This is a genomic window from Mesorhizobium sp. P2_E7, assembly GCF_056403855.1.
Genome location: NZ_JBFUER010000010.1, coordinates 67,318 through 89,460, shown reverse-complemented (window position 1 = coordinate 89,460; position 22,143 = coordinate 67,318). Strand labels below are relative to the sequence as shown.

Annotated in this window: 20 protein-coding genes; 11 read left to right on the top strand and 9 right to left on the bottom strand. The window is 65.3% G+C overall.

The annotated features are described in order from the left end of the window. Nucleotides 1-1,491 carry an N-acyl-D-amino-acid deacylase family protein gene (locus AC1DYC_RS29705; protein WP_477411247.1) on the top strand — a complete coding sequence of 497 codons (1,491 nt, stop codon included), beginning with the start codon at nucleotides 1-3 and terminating at the stop codon, nucleotides 1,489-1,491. On the opposite strand, the gene AC1DYC_RS29700 is transcribed toward AC1DYC_RS29705, so the two are convergent. The 7 genes from AC1DYC_RS29700 to AC1DYC_RS29670 form a co-directional block, all read right to left on the bottom strand. Continuing rightward, nucleotides 1,476-2,135: a cysteine hydrolase family protein gene (locus AC1DYC_RS29700; protein WP_477411246.1), complete on the bottom strand. Its 660-nt coding sequence runs from the start codon at nucleotides 2,133-2,135 to the stop codon at nucleotides 1,476-1,478. The genes AC1DYC_RS29705 and AC1DYC_RS29700 overlap by 16 nt on opposite strands. After that, entirely contained in the window at nucleotides 2,132-3,409 is a 1,278-nt protein-coding gene (locus AC1DYC_RS29695; RefSeq protein ID WP_477411245.1) for a hydantoinase/carbamoylase family amidase, read from the bottom strand. Before AC1DYC_RS29695 ends, AC1DYC_RS29700 begins: the two co-directional genes overlap by 4 nt. Next, entirely contained in the window at nucleotides 3,406-4,566 is a 1,161-nt protein-coding gene (locus AC1DYC_RS29690; protein WP_477411244.1) for an NAD(P)/FAD-dependent oxidoreductase, read from the bottom strand. Before AC1DYC_RS29690 ends, AC1DYC_RS29695 begins: the two co-directional genes overlap by 4 nt. Beyond that, nucleotides 4,563-5,849 (bottom strand): Coenzyme F420 hydrogenase/dehydrogenase, beta subunit C-terminal domain, encoded by a 1,287-nt coding sequence (locus AC1DYC_RS29685; protein ID WP_477411243.1) that lies wholly within the window; start codon nucleotides 5,847-5,849, stop codon nucleotides 4,563-4,565. Before AC1DYC_RS29685 ends, AC1DYC_RS29690 begins: the two co-directional genes overlap by 4 nt. Nucleotides 5,850-6,098: 249 nt before the next feature. Beyond that, complete coding sequence (locus AC1DYC_RS29680) at nucleotides 6,099-7,028, bottom strand: nitrilase-related carbon-nitrogen hydrolase (RefSeq protein ID WP_477411242.1); 930 nt, start codon at nucleotides 7,026-7,028, stop codon at nucleotides 6,099-6,101. Beyond that, nucleotides 7,013-8,443 carry a dihydropyrimidinase gene (gene hydA, locus AC1DYC_RS29675; protein WP_477411241.1) on the bottom strand — a complete coding sequence of 477 codons (1,431 nt, stop codon included), beginning with the start codon at nucleotides 8,441-8,443 and terminating at the stop codon, nucleotides 7,013-7,015. Before hydA ends, AC1DYC_RS29680 begins: the two co-directional genes overlap by 16 nt. A 24-nt stretch (nucleotides 8,444-8,467) precedes the next feature. Next, nucleotides 8,468-8,818, bottom strand: coding sequence for a RidA family protein (locus AC1DYC_RS29670; RefSeq protein ID WP_477343716.1), 351 nt, complete (start codon nucleotides 8,816-8,818; stop codon nucleotides 8,468-8,470). Nucleotides 8,819-9,060: 242 nt separating this feature from the next. Between AC1DYC_RS29670 and AC1DYC_RS29665 the strand changes: the two genes are divergently transcribed. The 8 genes from AC1DYC_RS29665 (at nucleotide 9,061) to AC1DYC_RS29630 (ending at nucleotide 19,126) form a co-directional block, all read left to right on the top strand. Beyond that, nucleotides 9,061-10,308, top strand: a complete 1,248-nt coding sequence (locus AC1DYC_RS29665; protein ID WP_477411240.1) for an MFS transporter — start codon at nucleotides 9,061-9,063, stop codon at nucleotides 10,306-10,308. Further along, on the top strand, nucleotides 10,308-11,069 hold the full coding sequence (locus AC1DYC_RS29660) for an SDR family NAD(P)-dependent oxidoreductase (protein WP_477411239.1): 762 nt from the start codon (nucleotides 10,308-10,310) through the stop codon (nucleotides 11,067-11,069). Before AC1DYC_RS29665 ends, AC1DYC_RS29660 begins: the two co-directional genes overlap by 1 nt. A gap of 30 nt (nucleotides 11,070-11,099) precedes the next feature. Beyond that, nucleotides 11,100-12,116, top strand: coding sequence for an NAD-dependent epimerase/dehydratase family protein (locus AC1DYC_RS29655; RefSeq protein ID WP_477411238.1), 1,017 nt, complete (start codon nucleotides 11,100-11,102; stop codon nucleotides 12,114-12,116). 11 nt (nucleotides 12,117-12,127) lie between these two features. Next, on the top strand, nucleotides 12,128-13,051 hold the full coding sequence (locus tag AC1DYC_RS29650; RefSeq protein ID WP_477411237.1) for an allantoinase PuuE: 924 nt from the start codon (nucleotides 12,128-12,130) through the stop codon (nucleotides 13,049-13,051). Between the two features lie 2 nt (nucleotides 13,052-13,053). After that, a complete protein-coding gene (locus tag AC1DYC_RS29645) occupies nucleotides 13,054-14,388 on the top strand; it encodes a dihydroorotase (protein ID WP_477411236.1) in 1,335 nt (444 codons plus the stop codon). Between the two features lie 9 nt (nucleotides 14,389-14,397). Further along, a complete protein-coding gene (locus AC1DYC_RS29640; protein ID WP_477411235.1) occupies nucleotides 14,398-15,171 on the top strand; it encodes an SDR family NAD(P)-dependent oxidoreductase in 774 nt (257 codons plus the stop codon). Nucleotides 15,172-15,383: 212 nt separating this feature from the next. Continuing rightward, entirely contained in the window at nucleotides 15,384-17,240 is a 1,857-nt protein-coding gene (locus AC1DYC_RS29635) for an ABC transporter ATP-binding protein (RefSeq protein WP_477411234.1), read from the top strand. Beyond that, nucleotides 17,240-19,126, top strand: coding sequence for an ABC transporter ATP-binding protein (locus AC1DYC_RS29630; RefSeq protein WP_477411233.1), 1,887 nt, complete (start codon nucleotides 17,240-17,242; stop codon nucleotides 19,124-19,126). Before AC1DYC_RS29635 ends, AC1DYC_RS29630 begins: the two co-directional genes overlap by 1 nt. Before the next feature lie 108 nt (nucleotides 19,127-19,234). On the opposite strand, the gene AC1DYC_RS29625 is transcribed toward AC1DYC_RS29630, so the two are convergent. After that, nucleotides 19,235-19,633 (bottom strand): hypothetical protein, encoded by a 399-nt coding sequence (locus tag AC1DYC_RS29625; RefSeq protein WP_477411232.1) that lies wholly within the window; start codon nucleotides 19,631-19,633, stop codon nucleotides 19,235-19,237. A 149-nt stretch (nucleotides 19,634-19,782) separates the two neighbouring features. Next, nucleotides 19,783-20,421: an HD domain-containing protein gene (locus AC1DYC_RS29620; protein WP_477411231.1), complete on the bottom strand. Its 639-nt coding sequence runs from the start codon at nucleotides 20,419-20,421 to the stop codon at nucleotides 19,783-19,785. A gap of 130 nt (nucleotides 20,422-20,551) precedes the next feature. Here AC1DYC_RS29620 and AC1DYC_RS29615 point away from each other — a divergent pair, with 130 nt between their 5' ends. Continuing rightward, a complete protein-coding gene (locus tag AC1DYC_RS29615; RefSeq protein WP_477411230.1) occupies nucleotides 20,552-21,529 on the top strand; it encodes a GlxA family transcriptional regulator in 978 nt (325 codons plus the stop codon). Between the two features lie 74 nt (nucleotides 21,530-21,603). Beyond that, nucleotides 21,604-22,095, top strand: coding sequence for an Lrp/AsnC family transcriptional regulator (locus AC1DYC_RS29610; protein ID WP_477411229.1), 492 nt, complete (start codon nucleotides 21,604-21,606; stop codon nucleotides 22,093-22,095). The last annotated feature ends 48 nt before the right edge of the window (nucleotides 22,096-22,143 follow it).

Below are 22,143 nucleotides of genomic sequence, written 5' to 3'. Positions count from 1 at the left end.
ATGCCATACGATCTCGTCATCCGCCATGGGACGCTGATTTCAGGCGACGGTTCCGATCGCTTCGAGGCCGACGTCGCCATCGACGGCGACAGGATCGCCGCCATCGGCGACCTGGGCGACGCACGTGGTGCACAAGAGATCGACGCTTCGGGCAAGATAGTCGCGCCGGGCTTCATCGACGTGCACACCCATGATGACGGCGCGCTGCTGGCACCCGATGGCATGGTGCCGAAGATCAGCCAGGGGGTGACGACGGTGATCGCCGGCAATTGCGGCATCAGCCTTGCGCCTTTGCTGCTGGATCGCGCCCCGCCGCCGCCCTTCACGCTGGTCGGCGGCCAGGAGAATTTTCACTTCGACCGTTTTGCCGATTATATCGCCGAACTGAAGAAGCGCGGCATCGCCACGAACGCGGCCTTGCTCGTCGGCCACACCACCTTGCGCCAGCGCTGCATGCCTGTGACCGACCGCCCCGCCAATGAGGCGGAGACAGCGGCGATGGAGGAAGCTGTGGCGCAGGCGATGGCCGAGGGCGCGTTCGGGCTTAGCACCGGGCTCGACTATCCGCCGGCTGTGAAGTCCTCGACCGAGGAGGTGAAGGCGCTGGCGGCCACGGCGGCAGGTCTTGGCGGTCCCTATGTCACACACACGCGCAATTATTTCGAGACGATGGACGAGGCGATCGAGGAGGCCATCGACATTGCCGACCATGCCGGCGGCAAGCTGTTCATCTCGCACCACCAGTGCACCGGCCGCGCCAATTTCGGCAAGAGCGGACCTTCGCTGAAACGCATCGACCGGGCGCGCAAGACGATGGACATCGGCATGGATGTCTACCCCTATGCCGCGAGCTCGACGGTGCTTCGCCTCGAGCGCTGCGACACCGGACTGAAAATCCTCATCACCTGGTCCGACCCACATCCCGAAATGGCGCGGCGCGAGATGGCCGACATTGCCCGCGAATGGAAGTGCACGGAACGCGAGGCGGGCGAACGGCTGCTGCCGGCCGGCGCCGTCTATTTCCAGCTCGACGAGACTGACGTGCGCACCATCCTTACCCATCCGCGCACCATGGTCGGGTCCGATGGGTTGCCGCACGACATCCACCCGCATCCGCGTCTGTGGGGGACATTTCCGCGCGTGCTCGGCCACTACGCCAGGGATGTCGGCCTGTTCAGTCTGGAAGAGGCGGTGTTCCGAATGACCGGCCTGCCCGCGCGTGAATTCGGCATAGCTCAGCGCGGCACGCTTGCGGTCGGCAATTTCGCCGACCTAACGATTTTCGATCCCGCGACGATCATCGACACCGCGACCTTCGAAGAGCCGCGCCAGCCTGCTGCCGGCATCGAGCACGTCTTCGTCAACGGTGTTTCCGTATGGAGCGGCGGCAGAGCGACCGGGGCGCTGCCGGGTGCGGTGCTCAAGCCTGCTTCCTCAAAAACGATCGTCAGGGGCGCGTGCGGGTGCGGCGCGGATCACAGCGCTTCGTAGAGGCTGTCGACCGTCTCCAGCGTATAGACAAACTCGACCGGCCGCGTGCAGCGCCAGCCGTCAAAGCTCTCGCCGGCGAGCGCCTTCAGCGCCTTAGGGATGCGCAGGACGCCGCCGCCATAGAGACGGTTGGCCATGTCGAGCATGCCGGTGCGGTGCATGGCCTCGCTCATGCTGCCGCAGGCCTCCTTGACCAGCCAGACGCGAAAGCCCTGATAGACCGCGTCGAACACGCTCTCGGTGACACAGCTGTCGGTGAGCACGCCGGTGACAACAAGGTTTTCGATCTTGAGGTCGGCAAGTCGTTTCGAAAGATCGGTCCGGCGAAAGGCGCTCGGCCAGTGCTTGTGGATCACGATGTCGCCGGGCAACGCCGCCACTTCGGCGCAGATGTCGGCGCCCTCGCTGCCCGCCACGGCAGAGCGGAATTCCTCGGTCAGGACCTCTTCCTGCCTGGCATAGCCGGCGCGCTCCTCCGGCTTCACCCAGGCCTGCGCGTGGATGACGGGAATTCCGGCAACACGGGCGGCTTCAATCAGGCGGGCGGCGTTGGCGAGCACCGCGTCATAGCCGACGACCGGCCAGGCGGCACCGGGGCGGTATTCGTTCTGCAGGTCGATGACGAGCAAGGCGGCGCGGTTCATGGCTGGTCCTTGTCGAAGTCAGTGACGAAGCGCAGGAGCAGACGGATCGCCTGATCGAGGTCGGCGACCTCCATCGCCTCATGCGGATTGTGGCTGCCATTCTCGTTGCGCACGAACAGCATGGCGGTCGGGATATTGGCGCCGGCGAAGCTGGCGGCGTCATGCCCTGCCCCGCTCGGCACATGCGGCGCCGGCATCTGCAGATCGGCGGCGGCATGGTCCAGTCCCGCAATCAATGCCGGTGACATCGTTGCGGGCTCCCAGGTGAAGCGTGACCCGGCTTCGAACGTGACGCCGCGCCCGGCGCCGACTTCGGCGAACAGCAGGTGCAGCCGCGCCTCGATCCGCTCCAGCACACGGGCCTCGGCGCTGCGCACATCGAGGGTGAAACCGAGTTCGCCGAGCACGCGGCTGCCGCCATGCTGCGTGGGGTCGGACTGCACGCGGCCAAAGGTGATGGTGGCCTGGTGGCCGTCGCGCTCAAGCGCGTCCCATTCCGCTTCCAGGCCGGCGGCCAGATCGGCGAAACCAAGCACGCTGTCGTGCCGGGCAAAGCGCGGCTCGGCGCCGGAATGGGCGTAAGCGCCGAAGCATTTGGCATCGACATAGCGGAAGCCGCCGGCAATGCCGGTGACGATGCCGACCGGCACGCCGGCGGCGACCAGACGCGGCCCCTGTTCGATATGGACTTCGACGAAAGCCGCGATGCGACCGGCATCGATGCCCGGAACGCCACGCCGCACGGCGTCGGGATCAAAACCTTCCTCGCGCATGTGGTCGGCAAGGCTGCGTCCGCTGTCCGACCGCTTCGCCTCCAGCGCTGCGGGGTCAAGCAAGCCGAGCGCGGCCTGACTGCCGGGATAGGAAAACGGAAACCACATCGCTTCCTCGGCGCGCGTCACCAGCACGATGAGATCGCGAGACAACGGGATGCTCTGCCCGACCAATTCGGCCATCACCGCCAGCCCGGCCACGACACCGGCGGCGCCATCAAAATTGCCGCCATGCGGCACGCTGTCGAGATGCGAGCCGATGACGATTGCCGGCAGAGCCGGGTCGCGACCTTTCAGCGTCAAATAGAGATTGCCGGCAGCATCGACGCGTGCGACCGCGCCGAGCCTTTCAGCTTCCTCGCGCACCAGACCGTGGGCAAAGCGCTCGCCGGGGCCATAGGCGACCCGCGTGATGCCCGGTGCGTCGGCGGTGGCTTGCGCCAGCGTCTCCAGCAGCCGTCCGGCCAGAATACCGCCGGCCGTCAGTGCGGCATCGCTCATGAGGCAACCCGCGTGGATTGAGGTAAGCGCAGCCGGTGCGGCGTGAGGTCTGCCAGCGACACGCCTTGCCTGGCGACATCATCCGGCATGCCGCCGCCGCCGATTAGGCTGGCGCAGACGCGCGAGAGTGCGGGTGAGGTCTTGATCCCATAGCCGCCCTGCCCGACCAGCCAGATGAAATCCGGCACCTCGTCATCCGGGCCGACGACGGGCGAACCGTCAGCGACAAAAGTCCTGAGGCCGGCCCAGGAGCGCGACACGCGCTGCACCTCGATCATGGTGGCCTTTTCCAGACGCTCTGCGCCGATCGCGACATCGATGTCCTCGGCATAGGCGTCCATCGGCTCCGATGGCGTCGCATCGGCCGGCGAGACGAAGAGTTGTCCTGCATCCGGCTTGAAATAGAATTCGGCGCCGACATCGTTGACCAGCGGCCAGTCCGATATGTCGACGCCGGCGGGCGCCGGTATGTTGAAGGCGGTGCGGCGTTTCGGCAGCAGGCCGACCGGACGCACGCCGGCCATGACAGCGATCTCGTCGCCCCAGGCGCCGGCGGCATTTACGATCCGCGCTGCGAGGAAGGTCCCGGCCGAGGTTTCGACCCGCCATTGGCCGCCTTGCCTGTCGATGGCTTTGACGCCGGCATTGGTGACGATCCGTGCGCCGCGCGCGCGGGCGCCGCGTAGGAACCCCTGGTGCAGGCCGTTGACGTCGATGTCCATCGAATGCGGTTCGATATAGGCGCCGGCGAGATAGTCGGCGCGCAACACCGGCACGCGTGCAATCGCCTCGGCAGGCGTCATGGCGACAATGGACGGAACCAGCGCCTGCGCGGCCTTCAGGTCCTGTGCCAGAAGGTCGAGCTGATCTGCCCGCGCGACCGTAATCATGCCGCGCTTGCTCAGCAGCGGATAATCGGAAAAGCCGGCCGGCGGTTCGGTCAGGAACGACCGGCTGGCCAGCACGATGCGGCGGATGACGCCATTGCCGTAGTTCTCGGTAAAGCTTGCCGCCGAGCGGCCGGTGGTGTGGTAGCCGCAATGGCTCTCGCGCTCGAGCAGCACCACTTTTGCGGTGCGAGAAATCTCGAAGGCTGCACCGGCGCCGGCCATGCCGCCGCCAATGACGATCACATCCGTTTCCTCAGGGACACTCATGGACATCCATCCTTGACCATGGCTGTTTCGTTCAGGCGCGGCACCGCACGCGGTTCACCCAGCCGCCCGCGTTTGGCGCGGTCGCGGGCGCCGCGGCCTTCGGAGAGATTGTCGGCCAGCGTGTTTTGCCGGGCGCAATCCTCCAGGGCAAGATCGGTCACGACAGGCACCGGTTTGCCGGCAATCTCGATGCCTTTCAGCCGCGCCCACACCGCGCGGCGCTTGCGCGTCTGATGCGACTGCAACTCCCCGAGTTCGGCAAAGCTTGTCCCGCGCTTGATCGCCAGCGCGCCGACTGCCACCGCCGCGTCGAACAATTCGAGGCCACGCCTCGTGCGCACGATGATGCCGTTGAGGGCTTCATCGTCGACCGCTGGCCCGCCATTCAGCCAGGCATCGGTAGCGACGATGTCGGCGACCTGGCCGATGGCGTCGGGACAGATCTTGCAGCGCGGCTGGATCATCCATTTGTCCTCATCCTCCCACAGCTGCCGGTAGGTGAGCTGGAAAGCGCGGCCGTCCTTCGTCTCGACCCGGTTGGGGCCGGGATTGCCGTAGCCCCGGTAACGAAACAACGCGAGTTCGTCCTCGGCGAGGCCGAAGCGCTGCAAGACCTGTTCCGATTTCGACAGGTCGGATGCGCCGCCGCAAGCAAAGGTGAGCGCATAGCGCATCAACTCATCGACACGTGGATCGTGCCGGGCCAGATTGCGCACGGCGGTGATGTCGCAAGGCTTGGCGATCAGGGCAAAGGGTTCGCCGCGCGCGAGGATGTCGCTGAAATCCTCCAGCGGCGCGACCGGCCCGTAGCGCGAGCCGGCGCCGTCGAGAACGGAGGCGGCATCGAAGCTCAGGCGCCGCTCGCTGCGCATCGGCGCGGAGCGCGAGGCCGAGACGTGCAGGACGAAGTTGACGCGGCCGGACGTCAGCAGGAACTGGCCAAGCGCCGTCAGCACGCCGCCGCTCGATGCCTGGAACCGCACCTCGGGGTCTCCGGCATAGCCGAGGCTGAGCCGCTCGGCAGGGCCCCACACTGTGTCTGTCAGCGCGGCGGTATCCATCTGCGCCTGCGGTGGTCCGGCGATGCGCGTTCCCGGACAGACCGCGTTGATCCGCGTCAGGGTCGAATGGCTGAGCGCCTTACGAGCGGCTGGTCGGAGGCGACCCTCCGGCGTCATGATTATCTCGATCTCTTGCGAGCCGGCGAGCGACCTGCAGAGTCCGCAACCGATACACAGCCCGTTCTCGACGATTTCGTTTAGGGACAACGGATCGGCTGTCATGCTCTGCACCTCAGGGCACTCGCGTACGGCGCTCCCCCACTCCGTCTCGGCTTCGCCGAGCCACCTCTACCCCCACATTCGTGGGGGAGAGGAAATGCCAATCGCTGAGGTCGCTGCCTCGAAAGGCTTGGGTTTCCTCTCCCCCATGGACATGGGGGAGAGGTGGCCGCGAAGCGGACGGAGTGGGGGACTGGCGATGCCATATGTGATTGCGCTGTCCCGCATCCGAAGGCTCGACCGCCGCTCATCTCAGACACTCGATACCGCCATCGGCTCACTGATAAGCTTGTATTGATCCGGGCGACGATAGAGCGCGAAGTCGAAGTTCACCTTCCGGCAGGTGGCGATGAGATCGAGGTCAGCGCGATGGACGATGACCTCGTCGCCGAGCGAAATCGCCTGCGCCGCAATCTCGCCGGTCGGCGCGATGATGCAGGAGCCGCCGATCAGCGCCTGGCCATCCTCAAGACCGGCCTTGGCGGCAGCGGCAACCCACAGTGTGTTCTGGTAGGCACCGGCCTGCATCGGCAGATGGTTGTGGAACATTCTGAGATGCGCCAGCGCCGGTGCCTCATCGAGCAGCAGCGGCGTGTTGTAGCCGAGCACCGCCACCTCCGCGCCGTTGAGGCAGAGCATGCGGTAGGTTTCCGGCCAGCGGCGGTCGTTGCAGATCGCCATGCCGACGCGGACGCCACAATAGTCGAAGACCGGAAAGCCGAGATTGCCCGGCTCGAAATAGCGCCGCTCCAGATGCGTGGTGGTGCCTTCTTCCGGTTCGGCCGAGCCCGGCACATGCATCTTGCGATAGCGGCCAATGAAGCGCCCGTCCGGGCCGACCAGATCCATGGTGTTGAAATGGCGCGTGCGGCCGTCCTCCTGCGCAAGTTCGCAATAGCCGAGCGCGAAGCCGACCTTGAGCCGGGCTGCTGCATTGTAGAGACGCTGCGTTTCCGGCCCCGGCATCGGGCTCTCGAAGAAGGCCTCGATCTCCGCCTGATCGTCGATGCGCCAGCGCGGGAAGAAGGTGGTCAGCGCCATTTCTGGAAAGACGGCGATCTCCGCGCCGGCTGCGGCGGCCTGTTCCAGCAAATGGATGAGGCGACCGACCGTCTCTGCCCGTGTCGTGCTGCGCTGGATCGGTCCGGTCTGGCAGACCGCGATGGTCAGGCATCGAGCCATGGCGTCGTCTCCTCGACTGGTTTTCCCGAGCGAGCCGGATCGGCGGCGGTGCGCGAGAGGAATTGTCCGAAGCCGGGCTGTGCCTTGAGCACACCGTCAGCGATCACCGGCACGCCGCGCACCAGGACGGTGGTCGGCTTGCCGGTCACGCTCCTGCCTTCGTAAGGCGTGAAGTCGACGCGCGAATGCAAGGCGGCGTGGCCGAGCGTCCAGGCCGCTCCGGGATCCCACAACGCCAGATCGGCATCGAGGCCGACCGCTATGCTGCCTTTGCGATCGGCGAAACCGTAAATCGCAGCGGCATTGCGCGAGGTCAGATCGAGATAGCGGTCGAGCGTCAGCCTGCCGGTCAACAGTCCTTCCGAAAACAGTAGCGGCAGACGGGTCTCGATGCCGGGAATGCCGCTCAGCGTGGTGGTGAAACCGGGGGTCTGCGATCTGCCGATCTTGTCGGCGAAGTAGTAAGGCGAATGGTCGGACGACCAGAGGTCGATGCCGCCATCGATCAATGCCTGCCACAGATGCTGGTGACTGCGCGGCGAACGCGGCGGCGGCGAAAAGACGAAGCGCGCCGCATCGAGTGCCGGTCGGTCGAGGTCGGCAGCGCCGATGAACAGATATTGCGGGCAAGTCTCGGCGATGGCGTCGACACCGCGCGCCTGCGCCCGCGCTACTTCCTCGGCCGACTGCCAGGAGGAGACGTGGACGATGGTCATGCGCGCGCCGGTCATCTCGGCGAAGGCCAGTGCGCGATGCGTCGCCTCGCGCTCCATGGTCTCGCTGTGGGCGACGACATGGTAGCGGATGTCGGTGCGGCCGAGATCGATCAGCCTCTGGCGTGTGCGCCTTATCGCAGCATCATTCTCGGCATGGACCATGACGATCCAGCCGAGCGTGTGGGCGGTGTCCAGCACCTTGAAGAAGAGATCGTCGTCGACGGCAAAGCCCTGATAGGTCATGAACAGTTTGACCGAGGCGATGCCGCGGCCGGCAAGCGCAGCGAGCTGCTGCTCGACATCGGCGCCGGTGCCCATCGTCACCACGGCATGCAGCCCGTAGTCGATCACCGCACGGCCCGCGGCGCGATCGAGCGCCCGATCGATGGCGCCGATGGTACTCATATCCGGACCCGGCATGCCGAACGGGACGATGCAGGTGGTGCCGCCGAAGGCCGCCGATATGGTACCGGATTCGAAGTCGTCGGCATTGCCCGCACCGCCCCAGACCGGCTGGTCGAGATGGCAATGGGCGTCGATGCCGCCGGGCATGACCCAGCGCTTGGCTGCATCGATCAGCGTTTTGCCAGAAAGGCTGTTGCCAATGGCGGCGATGCGGCCGTCATCAACGCCGATATCGCAGTCGGCCCAGCCGTCGTCGAGCGCAACGCGTCCGCCTGTGATGACCAGCTCATGCATCCGGTTTGCCCACCCCAATCGGCCTCAGCCGACAGCCGCCGTCACCATGATCTCGACGCGGTACTGGTCGCCGGCAAGGTGCGCCTCCACCGTGGCGCGCACCGGCATGGCGCTGCGGTCGATCCAGGCGTCCCAGGCCGTGTTCATCATCTCGAAATCGGCAATGTCGCGCAGCCAGATCTGGGCGCTGAGGATTTTGGTCTTGTCGCTGCCGGCCTTGGCCAGAAGGGCATCGATCTTGGCCAGGATCTGCTTGGTCTGCGAGGTCGTGTCGCCGGAGAGGTCGTCCGCCGTCAGGCCCGCGACATAGACGGTGCCGTTGTAGCGCAGCACCCGGCAGAAGCGTTGGCCGTTTTCAAGACGCTCGATCGTCATGGAATTCCTCCCTGCTGCTTCGATCAGGCAGCTCGCGATGTCGGTGACTTGCCTATGGTATGGACGGCACAAAACCTCTGTAAAGCCCCGCCGTCGGCCTAGATGCCGCTTTCCGTCACCGGCATGGCCAAAAAAATCAAAGCCATAGCCGTATCTATCTTCGTTTGCAGCAATTGCTGCCCCGTGTAGCCTCTCGCTCAGGGTGGCGTCGGTGTCGGCGCGGCCAGGGGAGCAGCGCAGCCATGAGGTCGATCGCCCAATCCGCGATGCGGCTATGGCAAAACGCGGAGCGCTCGCGCGCCTTGCTGCCGATCATGACCTGTATCTGTCTCGCCTGCATCGGCAGCGCCATGCTGACCACCGCCGTCTCGCTGCATCTCGGCAAGCCCGGTATTTCCCCCGATGTCGTCCAGATCGTGCTTACCGCCTATCCCGTCGGCTTTTTCGTCGGCTGCCTGGTGACGCGCCCGGCGGTCGCCCATTACGGCCATGAGCGCACCTTCATGGGTGTCCTTGTGCTGGCGCTGTTGGCTGCGGCGGGCTTCGTCTTCACCGATTTCCTGCCGAGCTGGATCTGCTTTCGCCTGCTCGGCGGGCTGTCGATGGCGTCGCTGTTCGTCGTCTGCGAGAGCTGGATCAACCTCTATGCCGAGCAGCACAATCGCGGCGTGATGTTCTCGGTCTACATGCTGACGACGGCGATCGCGGTGCTGCTCGGACAACTCCTCGTCGCGCTGGTCGGGCCGCAATCGCCGCATCTGTTCCCGGTCGCGGCGGCGATGGTGCTGCTGGCGCTGGTTTCCAAATTCGTCGGCGGACGCTGGCCGGCGCTGCCTGCCTCTCCCGCCGAGCCGGAGCATGCGAATGCGCCCGTCAAACGCCTCGGCCCGCTGGCGCTGTTCCGGCTGGCGCCGGTGACGGTCGTTGCCATCTTCCAGGGCGGCATCACCAACATGAACATCTTCGTGCTGACGCCGATTTACGGCACCCAGATCGGATTGTCGGCGGGGACGACGGTCGGGCTCGTGACGACCATCAGCATCGCCGGTATGCTGGCGCAGACGCCCGTCGGCTGGCTGTCGGACCGGTTTGAACGGCGGCTGATCCTGCTGGCGCAAGGGCTGCTGTCGGTCGTGCTGTGTGCCACAATCGCCTGGCTCGGCAATTTTTCCGAGCCGCTGCTGTTCGTGCTGTTCTTCCTCTACGGCGCCACGGCGCTGACGATCTATCCGGTAGCGATGGCCTTCGGCGCCTCGCAACTGCACAGCCGGCATATGGTCGGCGCCTCCGGCACGCTGCTTCTGCTCTATTCGATCGGCAATGTGGCGACTCCCGGCGTTTCCGCCGGCCTGATGGCGCATATGGGCGCACCGGCGATGTTCCTGCTGCTGGGCGGCGGCGCAGTGCTGGTGACGCTTGCTGCCTGCTATAATCTGCTGCGCCGGCCGGTCGCAGTGAAGATCGTGCAGACCGTCGAGGAGCGCGTTTGATGACGACCGCCATGAGCCGCCTGCAAGACAGCGTCATCCTGATCGCAGGCGCCGCAAGCGGCATCGGTGCGGCGATCGCCAGGCGGTGCATCGCCGAGGGCGCAAGGGTGGTCTGCGCCGACTACGATCTCGAACCTGCAACCCAACTTGCCGACACGCTTGGCTCTTCGGCAGCCGCCCGCCAGTGCGACGTGACCGAGATCGGTTCCGCCCAAGGCGCCGTCGAGTTCGCGCGACAAAAATTCGGCCGGCTGGACGGGCTGGTGCACAATGCCGCCGCACCGTCGACCAGCGCCACTGTCGTCGATCTCGACGAGAGCGCGTGGCGGCGCGAACTCGATGTCGGCCTGACCGGCGCCTTCCTGATGAGCAAGTTCGCGGTGCCGCTGATCGCGGCAAGCGGCGGCGGATCGGTGGTATTCATCGGCTCGCAGTTCGGTCGTGTCGCAACCACCAAAGCGGTTGCCTATTGCGCCGCCAAGGCCGGGCTGATCCATCTCGCCAAGGCCATGGCTGTCGACCACGCGGCCGACATGGTGCGCGTCAACAGCCTGTCGCCGGGCGCCGTGGCAACGACGCGGCTGCTGCGCCGCTTCAGGGATTTCGAGGCGGCCAATGCCACACTCGGACCGGCGCATCTGCTTGGCCGGATCGCCGAGCCGGAGGAGGTCGCGGCGGCAACTGCCTTCCTGCTTTCGCGGGATGCATCCTTCGTCACCGGCTCGGACATGCTCGTGGATGGCGGCTATGCGACGCGCTGAATTCCTCAGGTCGATTTTACAGGAGATCCCATGACGCTTCTCGTCACCGGCGGCACCGGTTTTGTCATGAGCGTGGTTGCGCGTGAATGGCTCACCCGCGATCCACAAGCCCGGGCCGTGATCCTGGACCGGTCGGGGCTTGACGCGATCGCGGAGAAATTCTTCGCGCCGGTGCGCGACCGCCTTACCGTGCTCACCGCCGACATACTGGATCCCACGCAGTGGGCGGCGGCGCTTGACGCGCATGGCATCACGGCAATCGTCCATGGCGCGACGGTGACGCCGAATTCGCGCCCGAGCGACCCGACGCAGCCTCCGGAAGCCAACGATCCGGCTGCCATCGTCGACGTCAATCTGATGGGCACGGTGCGCATGCTGGAATGGGCCCGCGGCCGCCCCGGCATCAAGCGCTTCGTCTATGTCAGCTCCGGTTCGGTCTATCGCCACAACGGCCCTGACTGGAGCGGCGAGCCGCTGCCCGAGGACGGCTATGTCGCGCCGCTGACGCTTTACGGCATTTCGAAATTCGCCGCCGAAATGGTCACCAACCGCTATGCCGATCTGTTCGGCCTGTCGGCCATCTCGGTCAGGCTGTCCTCGGTCTACGGGCCGATGGACCGCGTCACCGGCAGCCGCAACGTGCGCCATCTGCCGAACCGCATCGCGCATATGGCGCTCGGCAACGAGACGATCCGGCCGAACAGCCTCGAGCCGCTCGGCGACTATGTGCTGTCGAGCGACGTTGCGAAGGCAATCATGGCGCTGCTCGATGCCGAGACCTTGCGCTACCGCCACTACAATATCGGCAGCGGCGGCACGCAGACGGTCGGCGATTTCATCCGATGGGCCAAGGAGCGCATTCCCGGCCTGAAGAGCGAAGTCAGCCCGCAAGAGACGGCGAACATCACCATGAAGGCAGCGCTGAAGACGGGCATGTGGGGCGAGTACGACCTTGCCCGCATCGAGCGCGACACCAGCTGGCGGCCAACGCCGGCGAGGCAGGCCTTCCACGATTACATCGACTGGATCGCCGCCAACGAAGCTTGAGGAGCAGAGCGATGCCGACCGATTTTCAGCAGCCGCGCGACTTCGTCGGCTACGGCCCCAACCCGCCCTTCATGAGCTGGCCGGGGGGCGTCAAGCTCGCCGTCAATCTGGTGCTTAATTACGAAGAGGGCTCGGAGTACTCCTGGCTCGAAGACGGCCGCAACGACAATTGGGGCGAGTACAATCTCACCTCCAGCCCGCCGGTGCGCGACCTCGGCACCGAGACCCATTTCGAATATGGCAGCCGGGCCGGCGTCTGGCGCCTGGCCCGGCTGTTCGACCGCTACGACATCCCGATCACGGTCTCGGCCTGCGCCGTCGCGCTGGAGCGCAACCCGGCGGTGGCCGCATGGATGAATGCGCGCGGGCACGATCTGCTCGGCCACGGGCTGCGCTGGATCGACTACACGGTGATGGAGCGCAGCGAGGAAGAGCGCCATCTGCACGAGGCTATCGCCCTCTACCAGAGGCTAATGGGGCGGCGCCCGCTGGGCTGGAACTGCCGCTCGCTGCCCAGCGTCAACACACGCGACCTTTTGGTGCGCGAGGGCGGGTTTCTCTACCACTCCGATCCCTGCAATGACGACCTGCCCTACTTCCTGGACCATCAGGGCACCGAGATCCTGGTCGTGCCCTACTCCAAGACGCTCAACGACAGCCGCTATCTCGTCGCGCCGGGCTACAGCAATCCATGCGACTTCGCGCAGGACTGCCGCTCGGCCATCGACTACATGCTCGATGAAGCCGACGAGACCGGCGGCCGCATGCTGACGATCGGCATCCATGCGCGCTGGATGGGCCAGCCCAACCGTGCCTCCGGCTTGCGCGAAGTAATCGAGCATGTGAAGTCGAAACCGGCTGCCGCCTTCATGCGGCGCGAGGACATCGCCCGCTTCTGGCTGGAAAACCACGCCGGCTTCGAGCGGCGCGGCTAAGTATGTTCGAGACGCTGATCAGGGGCGCGACAATCGTCAATGCCGACAGGCAGGAGCTGCGCGATGTCGGCATTGCCGGCGGACGCATCGCGGCGCTGATCACACCCGGCGGAACGGCTGAAGCCGCGACGGTTCTCGATGCCTCGGGCTGCCTGCTTCTGCCTGGCCTGGTCGACGCGCATGCGCATCTGCGCGAGCCTGGCCTGACGCACAAGGAAGACTTTTCCTCGGGCACGCATGCCGCAGCCCTTGGCGGGGTGACGACGGTGCTCGACATGCCGACCGACGAGCCGTGGACTGCCAGCGCCGAAGAACTCGCCGACAAGATGGCGATGGCGACAGGCCGTCTCCATGTCGATGTCGGCTTCCAGGCCGTGGTCAGCCGCGATTTGTCACGCATTGCCGGCCTGCTCGCGCTCGCGCCGGTGTCGTTCGAAGTGTTCACCGCCGACGTGCCGGAGGCCTTCCGGTTTCGCAATTTCGACGCGGTTGCCGAGGCGCTCAGGCATTTCGGCCATGCCGACACGCTGATCGGCATTTCGCCGGGCGACCAGTCGATGCTGACCGGCGCCAATGAGCGCAACAAGACGGGGACCATCGCAGCCTTTCTCGACAGCCGGCCACCGCTGGCCGAAGCCGGCGGCGTCGCGCGCGCCGTGCTTGCCGCCGCCGCGACAGGGGCGCGCATCCACGTCCGGCAGATCAATTCGGAGCCGGGTGTCGAGGCGTGGAGCCGGCTGCGCGACCGGGCGGATGCCAGCGTCGAGACGACACCGCAGAACCTGTTCTTCACTGCCGACGATTACGAGACGCACGGCCCCAGGCTGAAGGGCTCGCCGCCGTTACGGTCGCGGCAGGATGTCGAGGCCTTGCGCGCTGCGCTGAAGGGTGGGCTGATCGACATCGTCGCGACAGACCACGCGCCGCATGCGCCGGCCGAGAAGGCCGCGGCCTACACCGCTTTCGCCGATATCCCCGGCGGCATGCCTGGACTGCAGACGCTGCTGCAGGTGATGCTGAAGCTCGTTGACGATGGGCTGATCACTCATGCCGATGTGGTGCGCATGTGCGCGCGCAATCCGGCCGAACGTTTCGGGCTCGGCCGGCGCAAGGGGCGCGTCGCCACCGGCTACGACGCCGACCTGCTGATCGTCGACCCGCGCCTGTCCAGTTCCATCTCGAACGCCGAGCAGGTTTCCCGCGCGGGATACACGCCGTTCGACGGCTGGAGCGTGAAGGCGCAGCTGACCAATGTGTTTCTGCGCGGGCGAGAGATCGTGCGCGATCAGGTGCTGACCGGTTCGGGGCAAGGCAAAGTCGTGCGCCGGGAACATTGAGGAGAAGAGATGCCCCTGCTCGATAACAAGGTCGCGATCGTCACCGGTGGAAGCTCCGGCATCGGCCGCGCCATCGCGCTGAAGTTCGCAGCCGAAGGCGCCGTCGTTATCGTCGCCGACACGATCGAACTGCCGATCGAGGGCGGCGAGAGCACCGTCGGCCTGATCCAGTCGAGCGGCGGGACGGCGATGCATGTCGCGACCGACATTTCGGACTGGAGCGCGGTCGATGCGCTGGTCGGCGAAACGGCCGCGCGTTTCGGACGGCTCGACGTGATAGTCAACAATGCCGCCATCTACACCAGCACCAATCTGGTCGAGACCACACCGGAGCAATGGAACAGCGTGATCGGCGTCAATTTGACGGGGTTCTTCCACTGCTCAAAACGCGCCGTCATGCAGATGCTGACCCAGGCGCCGGTCAACGAGGTGCGCGGCCGCATCATCAACATTTCCTCGCAGCACGGCATGGTCGCCTGCCCCGGTGATTTTCCCTATTCGGTGAGCAAGGGCGCGATCGTGCAGATGACGCGGCAGATCGCCGTCGACCATGCCAGCGACCTCATCGTCTGCAATGCGATTGCGCCCGGCAAGATCATCACCGGCAAGCCGGGTGTGGCCAACGACCCCGACGCGCTCGCCTATTCACACAGCCGCACGCCCTGGCCACGGCTCGGCACCCCGAACGACGTCGCGGGCGCCGCGCTGTTCCTCGCCAGCGACATGGCAAGCTATGTCACCGGCATCAATCTGATGGTGGATGGCGGTTGGATGGCGGGCTGATCGTGCGGGACAAAGGCTCGTAATGCGCCACAAGCCAAACCTGCAATCTTAGCCTCAGCTCATATGTCATGCGCCGCCCTCAGGCACAGTGCGATGCCGTCATTGGCCCTTGAACGGCCAAAATGGAGGCGTACCATCGCAGCATCTGAAACTGAGTCTGTTTTCATTCGTCTGGGCTAAAGTCCGGACCGGATTGGATATTTTCCTTGGCAATGGATGCAGCCAGCGGCGCGGCGAAGCGCGGCAAATCGTTTGCCCATGTGGCGGAGGCGTCCTGGGGCAAGGGCCTCAGCACGCTGTTGCGCATCGTGCGCATGACGCTGCGCCATCCGTGGCAGGTGGCGATCACCATCGTCTCGACCTTCATCGCCGCGACGCTGCAGCTGTTCATCCCGCGCCTGCTCGGCCGCGCCATCGATCAGGCGCAAGGCGTGATGGAAGCGGGCGGCGGCGCGGCGGCGGAACAGGCCCTATGGACGACGGCGATCACGCTGCTCGTCGTCTCGATCCTGCGCGGCCTCTTCACCATGGCGCAGAACTATTACGGCGAGGCCGTCGGCCACCGCACCGGCTATGAGTTGCGGCTCGCCTTCTACGAGAAGATCCAGCGGCTGAGCTTCTCCTTCCACGACAGGGTGCATACCGGGGACCTGATCACGCTCGGCCTGCTCGACCTCGACGGCGTGCGCATGTTCTTTTCCACCGGCATATTGCGCGTGGTGCTGCTCGGGGTGCTGATCGGCGTCGGCTCGTACCTGCTGATCAGCACCGATCTCGAACTTGGGCTGCTCAGCCTGAGCTTCGTGCCGTTCGTCGCCTGGCGGTCCTCGGTCACCCAGCTCAGGCTGCGCAGCACATGGCTGACGCTGCAGGAGCGGCTGTCGGTGCTGAGCCGGGTGATGGACGAGAATCTCGGCGGCATCCGGGTCGTTCGCGCCTTCGCCGCGCAACGACATGAGCTTGAAAAATTCGACCGGGCCAAAAAGTCGGCGCTGGAGCTTGCCGATCAGCGCGTCGACATCCGAGTCTCCAACACCAGCGCCATGAATTTTTCCTTCCTGGCCGCCATGGGCCTGGTGCTGTGGTTCGGCGGCCAGAAAGTGATCGCGGGCGAGATCAGCGTCGGCACACTGGCCCAGTTTCTCACCTTCATGACCATCCTGCAGATGCCGGTGCGGCAGCTCGGCCTGATGGTCAATTCCTTTGCCCGCGCCTCGACCTGCGGCACGAGGCTGTTCGAACTGCTTGACGCCGAACTCGACATCCAGGATGCGCCTGGCGCCAAGGACCTCGTCGTCACCGACGGCGTGCTGCGCTTCGACAATGTCGGCTTCCGCTATGCGGGTGCGGGTGGGCGGCCGGCGCTGTCGGGTATCTCGTTCGAGGCCAGGTCCGGCGAAACCGTCGGCATTGTCGGTCCGCCGGGCAGTGGCAAGTCGACCATCGCGCATCTGATCCCGCGCTTCTATGACGTGACGTCGGGCGCGATCACCATCGACGGGCAGGACATCCGCGAGGTCACGCTGCAATCGCTGCGCAAGGCGGTCGGCGTCGTGCAGCAGGACGCGTTCCTGTTCACCACCTCGATCGAGAACAACATCGCCTATGGCAATCCGTGGGCGCGCGAGACGCGCATCGGCCAGGCCGCTGAATACGCCCAGCTGCACAATTACATCATCGGCCTTCCGGCCGGCTACACCACCGTCGTCGGCGAGCGTGGCGCCTCTCTGTCCGGCGGCCAGCGACAGCGCCTGACCATCGCCCGCACCCTGATGCTGCGACCTTCGGTTCTGGTCTTCGACGATTCCACCGCGGCCGTCGACGCCGGCACCGAGCAGCGGATCCGCACGGCGATGAAGCGCTTCGCCAAAGACCGGGTGACGCTGATCATCTCGCACCGGCTGAGCTCGCTGATGCATGCCGACCAGATCCTGTTCGTCGAAAGCGGCCGCATCGCCGAGCGCGGCACGCACGAGGAATTGCTGGCGCTCAAGGGACGCTACCGCGCGCTCTACGACCTGCAGCTGCGGCCGGAAGACGATCTGCCTGTCGCCGTGGGAGCCGCATGATGTCGACACAGAACGACGACGAGAAGGAAGACACCAGCGGCCGGCCGACAAAGGCCGTGGTCGGCTCGCATCGCGACGAGGAAGAGGTTTTCGGCAAGGCCTACGATCCGCGCATCGTGCGTCGCATCTGGAGTTTTGTGAAACCGTATCAGGGCCGGATCTTCATCTCGGTTGCCGCGGTGCTGGTGTTCACGCTGACGCAGCTGGCGATCCCGCTGGTCATCCGCTACGCCATCGACCATGGCATGGCCGCAGGCAAGGCCGACCGCTCGGTGATGAACTGGGCGATCGGCGCCTTCGCGCTGATCATCTTGGTCAACTATGGCGCCAGCTATGTGCAGGAAAGCGTCGTCGGCAAGGTGGCCGAGAATGTGCTGTCGGATTTGCGCCGCGCCATGTTCAGCCATTTGCAGAGGGTCTCGCTGAGCTTCATGGACAAGACCGAGGTGGGACGGCTGATGTCGCGCCTGCAGGGCGACGTCAATTCGATGCAGGAATTCCTTGAGACGTCGGTGATGTCGGTGGGCGACATCGTGCTGCTGTTCGGCATCGTCACCGTTTTGCTCTGGCTCGATTTCCGGCTCGGCCTGCTGACGCTGTCGACCATGCCGGCGCTGTTCATCGTGCGGCTGTTCTGGCTGCCACGCGCCAAGGTCGCCTTCATGGCCGCGCACGAGACCAATTCGATCGCCAATGGCGCGCTCGCCGAAGGCATCCATGGCGTGCGCACGGTGCAGAGCCTGGAACGCCAGCACGTCAATTTCGACCTCTATGACGAGAAGGTGCTGGCCAATCTGAGGACGCATCTGACCTCGGCGAAATATGCGCAGGTGATGGTGCCGATCGTCGACACGCTGACCGGCATCGCCATGGCGACGGTCATTGTCGTCGGTGGCTCGATGGTGCTGTCGCACAGCCTCGACATCGGCGTCATGGTGGCGTTCCTGTTCTACATCCAGCGCTTCTTCGACCCGATCCGCTCGCTCACCATGCAGTACTCGGTCATGCAGCGCGCCATGGCCTCGGGCCAGCGCATCTCAGAGGTGCTCGACGTGCCGGTCGACGTCAGCGACAGGCAAGGCGCGGTGGCGCTGACGCGCGACATGGACGGCTCGGTCGAGTTCAGGAACGTCACCTTCGGCTACCGGCAGAACCAGCCAGTGCTGAAAAATGTCTCGTTCCGCGTCAATCCAGGCGAGACCGTGGCCCTGGTCGGGCCGACCGGATCGGGCAAGTCGAGCTGCATGGCGCTGGTGCACCGTTTCTACGATGTCTGGTCGGGCGAGGTGCTGGTCGGCGGCCACGATGTCCGCGACGTGACGCAGGATTCGCTCGGCGACCAGGTGGCCATGGTGCTGCAGGAGCCATTCCTGTTCTCCGGCACGGTGCTGGAAAATATCCGCTACCACAAGACCGGGGCCACCCGCGAAGAAGTGGTGCGCGCGGCACAAGCCGTCGGTGCGCACGACTTCATCGAGCATCTGCCCGACGGCTACGACACCGAGCTCGAGCAGCGCGGCGGCAATCTCTCGCTCGGCCAGCGCCAGTTGATCAGTTTTGCCCGCGCGCTGGTGGCGGATGCAAAGATCCTGGTGCTGGACGAAGCCACGGCCAGCATCGATTCCTACACCGAGATGCTGATCCAGAAGGCGCTGGTCACGCTGCTGGAGGGCCGCACCGGGCTGGTCATCGCCCATCGGCTCGCCACCATCCGCGGCGCCGATCGCATCATCGTTTTGCAGAATGGCGAGATCGTCGAAAGCGGCAACCACGAGCAGTTGATGGCGGCCAAGGGCCTCTATGCCCGGCTCTACAACATGAACTACGCCTCGTTCGACGACATTGCCGAGGAAGACACAGCCGCGCCGGCCGGCAAGGCGACGTGAAGGAGACGGACGCCGGACCCGCACGCAGCGGATGGTCGCGCGGAAAGCCGCCACCAGCAGCGTCTCATTGATCTCGCGACCAAGCGCGTCGACAAGCCGCCTGCGCTACTAGTCATGCCAGCCAATGGACAACCCAGTGCCCCAGGCGCATGTTTCGACACCGCCCTTGGGGAAGCCGGTGATCAGAGAGCGCTTGCCGGCGGCCAGACCGGCAAGATCGGACTCCGTCACGCGCGCATCCTTGCGTGTCAGCTGTGTGGCTTCGCTCGACGTCAGCGGAAGCTGAACCCACCATTGCGGGTCCTCGCCGCCAACCCAGTCGATAGACTCGGCGAAAACTGAAACGAAGCGCTGGGAACAGACGGGGCAGCCGAGCAACGAGGCAATGAAATGTGCTTCGTCGATGACCGTGGCCTGGTGAGACAGGCTGGCGCGGGCCTTCCAGGCGTCACCAGGCGATGCCGGCCAGCAACGCTCACACCCGAAGCTTTCCTCGCCACCAATCATCGATCCTCTCGCGCTTTGCCGATCCGCGGCTCAACGAACACCGCCACCGCAAGATACCGTCATCGCATCGACGACGCCAATCCCGGGAAAAATGCTGCTCAACCGACTGCCCGCCAATCCCGATCTTGCGCGTCAACGATGCGCTGCCGCTACCGCCAGGCTGAATTGCGGATCACCGAGCAGAAATTGCCGCGATGGAAATGCGGTTCCTTGTCAGCAATCACATCGGCCTTGACGTTGCCGAAGGTGGTGTCGGGCTTGTGCTTGATGCCGTCGTAGAAGGCCTGGATGATGTCCTCCTTGAAACCGGGCGTTCTCGGGAAGGCCCACACCACGCTCTCGCGCTCCACGTCGGAATACTCTTTGTGGGTGAGGCCGAGCACGTCCATCTCGACGCCGGCGGTCACCAGCGCCACGACCGGATGCATGTGTACCGGCACGCCCGGCGTGGTGTGCAGCGCGATCGCGGTCCAGACCGTGTAGGCATCTTCTTCGGGAATGGCGTGGTTGCGCAGGAAGTCGCGCGCGGCGTGCGCACCGTCGACCTCGAAACGCTCTCGCTTGCTCGAGTGGTTCGGCATCAGGCCGAGATCATGGAACATCGCGCCGGCATAAAGCAGTTCGCGATCGAAAGTGAGCCCACGATGGACGCCGGCCAGCGCGCCGAAGTGATAGACGCGGCTCGAATGGTTGAAGAGCAGTTCGGTTTCGGTGTCGCGGATGAAGCTGGTGATGGCGCGTGCCAGCTTGCTGTCGGGTATGGCGGCGCCGTCGGGAATGGTGGCCATGGATGTCCTCTCCTGTTGATGGGAGATGACAAACTAGGCTTTGTCGGCTATGGCAGGAATTGTTTAGTCACGACGATTTCTGCCAAATCACTGACAATGCGGACGTGGCAGCAAGGTTGACGGGAACGGAATGATGGCCTTGCGGATCGGCATCCTCGCCATGGACGGCGCGCAGCTGCTCGATGTCTCCGGCCCGCTCGATGTCTTTGCTGAAGCCAATCTGCAGGCGGGTCGGCAAGCCTATGCCATCTCGGTCGTCGCAGCGGCGGATGGCCCGGTAAGCTGCTCATCGGGGGCAAGGCTGCTGCCTGATTTCGTTATCGGACAGGCCGGCATGCCGCGCTTCCACACGCTGCTGGTGGCAGGCGCGCCGCATCTGGCGCAGACGACGAGCAGCGCGCCCGTGCTCGATTGGCTGCGCACCGCCAGTACCTCTGCCCGGCGCTATGGATCGGTGTGCACCGGCGCCTTCCTGCTGGCCGAGGCCGGCCTGCTCGATGGCCGCCGCGCCACCACCCATTGGGCGGGCGCCGACCGATTTGCCGAACGCTTTCCCGAGGTGCTGCTCGATGTCGACGCCATCCATGTCCGCGACGGCAAGATCAGGACCGCAGCCGGGGTGACCGCCGGGCTCGATCTGGCGCTGGCGCTGGTCGAGGAGGATCTCGGCGTCGATGTCGCGCGCCGCGTCGCGGCGCAGCTGGTCATGTATTTCCGCCGCAACGGCGGCCAGCTCCAGTATAGCCGCAAAGGCGCCGGCAGCCCGGCCGGGCGCTCGGCGTTGCAGCAGGTGCAGCGCTGGGTCATCACCAACCCGGCTGGAGAGCATGGCGTCGATCAGCTTGCCGGGCGCGCCGGCATGAGCCCGCGCCACTTCGCCCGGCTGTTTCGCCAGGAGGTCGGCGTCACACCTTCGGCCTGGGTCGAGGCGATCCGCGTGGAGGCGGCACAGCGCCTGCTGGAGACGGGTGCGGCGCCAAAACTCGTCGCCGACCAGTGCGGCTTTTCAGACGTCGACACCTTCCGGCGCGCCTTCCAGCGCAAGCTCGGCGTCACGCCCGCCGCATACCGGCGCGTTCAGATCGATGTGCCGCAGGCCGTGCCCTGAAAGTCGGATAAGTCGGCGCAATTGACAATGGAAATCGCGCGCCGTCATGGTGATGCTGACAAAAGTGGACCCTTATGCCATCCGCAAAACTCGACCCGATCGACCTCAAGATCCTCGACGCCATCCAGCGCGACGGGCGCATCACCAAGCTGGCGCTGGCCGACAGGGTCGGTCTGTCGCCGACGCCATGCTGGATGCGACTGCGCAAGCTCGAGAAAGCCGGCATCGTCTCGGGCTACCACGCGCGGGTCGCGATGCGGATCGTGGCACCGGTTGCCACGGTGCTGATGGAGGTGACGCTGGCCAGCCATCGACAGGCCGATTTCGATCGCTTCGAACGTGCCATCCGCGACATTCCCGAGATTGTCGCCTGCTGGGCGGTGGGAGGCGGTGTCGACTATGTCGTGAAGGTGATGGCGCGCGACATCGACGCCTATCAGCGGCTGGTGGACGGCCTGCTCGCGCGCGAGATCGGCATAGACCGCTACTTCACCTACATCGTCACCAAGACGGTGAAGGAAGAAATCGTGCTTCCGGTAGCCGAGCTGCTCCCGGCGTCGACATAAGCCCGGAGAATCTGTCTGCCAACGGGGCACAATGGAGAGACACTCTCT

Excerpts from the sequence above, each read along its gene's own strand:
- AC1DYC_RS29690 (WP_477411244.1), bottom strand. The coding sequence starts at position 4,566 with ATGAGTGTCCCTGAGGAAACGGATGTGATCGTCATTGGCGGCGGCATG.
- AC1DYC_RS29625 (WP_477411232.1), bottom strand. The coding sequence starts at position 19,633 with ATGATTGGTGGCGAGGAAAGCTTCGGGTGTGAGCGTTGCTGGCCGGCA.
- AC1DYC_RS29680 (WP_477411242.1), bottom strand. The coding sequence starts at position 7,028 with ATGGCTCGATGCCTGACCATCGCGGTCTGCCAGACCGGACCGATCCAG.
- AC1DYC_RS29695 (WP_477411245.1), bottom strand. The coding sequence starts at position 3,409 with ATGAGCGATGCCGCACTGACGGCCGGCGGTATTCTGGCCGGACGGCTG.
- AC1DYC_RS29635 (WP_477411234.1), top strand. The coding sequence starts at position 15,384 with ATGGATGCAGCCAGCGGCGCGGCGAAGCGCGGCAAATCGTTTGCCCAT.
- AC1DYC_RS29670 (WP_477343716.1), bottom strand. The coding sequence starts at position 8,818 with ATGACGATCGAGCGTCTTGAAAACGGCCAACGCTTCTGCCGGGTGCTG.
- AC1DYC_RS29700 (WP_477411246.1), bottom strand. The coding sequence starts at position 2,135 with ATGAACCGCGCCGCCTTGCTCGTCATCGACCTGCAGAACGAATACCGC.
- AC1DYC_RS29645 (WP_477411236.1), top strand. The coding sequence starts at position 13,054 with ATGTTCGAGACGCTGATCAGGGGCGCGACAATCGTCAATGCCGACAGG.
- AC1DYC_RS29620 (WP_477411231.1), bottom strand. The coding sequence starts at position 20,421 with ATGGCCACCATTCCCGACGGCGCCGCCATACCCGACAGCAAGCTGGCA.
- AC1DYC_RS29640 (WP_477411235.1), top strand. The coding sequence starts at position 14,398 with ATGCCCCTGCTCGATAACAAGGTCGCGATCGTCACCGGTGGAAGCTCC.
- AC1DYC_RS29615 (WP_477411230.1), top strand. The coding sequence starts at position 20,552 with ATGATGGCCTTGCGGATCGGCATCCTCGCCATGGACGGCGCGCAGCTG.
- AC1DYC_RS29685 (WP_477411243.1), bottom strand. The coding sequence starts at position 5,849 with ATGACAGCCGATCCGTTGTCCCTAAACGAAATCGTCGAGAACGGGCTG.
- AC1DYC_RS29610 (WP_477411229.1), top strand. The coding sequence starts at position 21,604 with ATGCCATCCGCAAAACTCGACCCGATCGACCTCAAGATCCTCGACGCC.
- AC1DYC_RS29665 (WP_477411240.1), top strand. The coding sequence starts at position 9,061 with ATGAGGTCGATCGCCCAATCCGCGATGCGGCTATGGCAAAACGCGGAG.
- AC1DYC_RS29650 (WP_477411237.1), top strand. The coding sequence starts at position 12,128 with ATGCCGACCGATTTTCAGCAGCCGCGCGACTTCGTCGGCTACGGCCCC.
- AC1DYC_RS29655 (WP_477411238.1), top strand. The coding sequence starts at position 11,100 with ATGACGCTTCTCGTCACCGGCGGCACCGGTTTTGTCATGAGCGTGGTT.
- hydA (WP_477411241.1), bottom strand. The coding sequence starts at position 8,443 with ATGCATGAGCTGGTCATCACAGGCGGACGCGTTGCGCTCGACGACGGC.
- AC1DYC_RS29660 (WP_477411239.1), top strand. The coding sequence starts at position 10,308 with ATGACGACCGCCATGAGCCGCCTGCAAGACAGCGTCATCCTGATCGCA.
- AC1DYC_RS29630 (WP_477411233.1), top strand. The coding sequence starts at position 17,240 with ATGTCGACACAGAACGACGACGAGAAGGAAGACACCAGCGGCCGGCCG.
- AC1DYC_RS29705 (WP_477411247.1), top strand. The coding sequence starts at position 1 with ATGCCATACGATCTCGTCATCCGCCATGGGACGCTGATTTCAGGCGAC.